Below are 1,126 nucleotides of genomic sequence, written 5' to 3'. Positions count from 1 at the left end.
GTTGTCCGGCGTCTTGTTGCGCTGGTCGAAGGAAAGCCCGTCGCCGAACACGCTCGGCTGGTTCAGGATCTCCTGCAATTCGAACTGGAATTCGACCCAGGCCTGGCCGCTATTGTTGAGCACCTCGATGCGCATATACATCATGCCGTTGGCGAATTCGCCGGCCTTGCCGAAGGCCTGGATCGGCTTTGTCGTGCGGATCGTCAGCGTCACCGGCGTTGACGAAGTCAGCTCTTCGGTGATGACGAACGGATCGTCCTTCGTGCCGATGCCCGAGGCGCCGGTGATGTGGAAGCCGCCAAGCTCGTCGGAGAAGGAGTAGGCGCCCGCCGCCCAGACCTTCACTTCGTCGGCGGCAGCGTGATGCGGCGCCAGCATCAGAAGGGCCAAAAGGAGCGCCCGGCGGATCCGGCCGGGCGGGAAAAGAAAGCGCGTCGATGAAAAGCCGGCTGGCCCAGGAAAGCGCATGGCGTGAAGTATGGCCGATAAGCAAGCCGTCGAACAATTAAAAAACGCGCGCCCCGCAGGCAATGCCAGGCGAAAAGCAGTCTTCCAGCCTCGCAATGCGCGACTTTTTGGCCAAAACGGCATTGTCACGTATGCGCCGGTTTCCTGTCGTCAATTGATGCGCTATGCAGCGCGGGAGCCAGCAAGATACCCGAATGGGATAAGCCAGTGCGGAGGGGTTGATGAGCGACATCGAACGCGAAAGCATGGAATTCGACGTGGTTATCGTCGGTGCCGGTCCGGCGGGCCTCGCCGCCGCCATCCGCCTCAAGCAGGTCAATCCCGAGCTTTCGGTCGTCGTCCTGGAGAAGGGCGGTGAGGTCGGCGCCCATATTCTCTCCGGCGCCGTCGTCGATCCGATCGGCATCGACCGGCTCTTGCCGGGCTGGCGCGACGAGGACGGCCATCCCTTCAAGACGCCGGTCACCGCGGATCATTTCCTGGTCCTTGGTCCTGCCGGCTCGTTCCGTCTGCCCAACATTTTCATGCCGCCGCTGATGAACAATCACGGCAACTACATCGTTTCGCTGGGCAATGTCTGCCGCTGGCTGGCGACCAAGGCCGAAGCGCTCGGCGTCGAGATCTATCCGGGCTTTGCCGCTGCCGGCCTGCTCTACAA

General features: G+C 62.1%; 2 protein-coding genes. One reads left to right on the top strand and one right to left on the bottom strand.

Translation table 11 applies throughout. From position 1 onward, the window contains the following. A partial coding sequence (locus tag EN994_RS32510) for a hypothetical protein (protein WP_127308204.1) occupies positions 1 to 468 on the bottom strand: 468 nt, incomplete at its 3' end. A 221-nt stretch (positions 469 to 689) separates the two neighbouring features. Here EN994_RS32510 and EN994_RS32505 point away from each other — a divergent pair. Then, positions 690 to 1,126: FAD-binding protein (locus EN994_RS32505; protein ID WP_127308203.1), on the top strand; the 437-nt coding region annotated here is incomplete at its 3' end.

It is taken from the genome of Mesorhizobium sp. M7A.F.Ca.CA.002.09.1.1, assembly GCF_003998555.1.
Taxonomy (GTDB): domain Bacteria; phylum Pseudomonadota; class Alphaproteobacteria; order Rhizobiales; family Rhizobiaceae; genus Mesorhizobium; species Mesorhizobium ciceri.
Note: the sequence above shows the minus strand (reverse complement) of the source record. Positions and strands in the feature narration are given on the sequence as shown.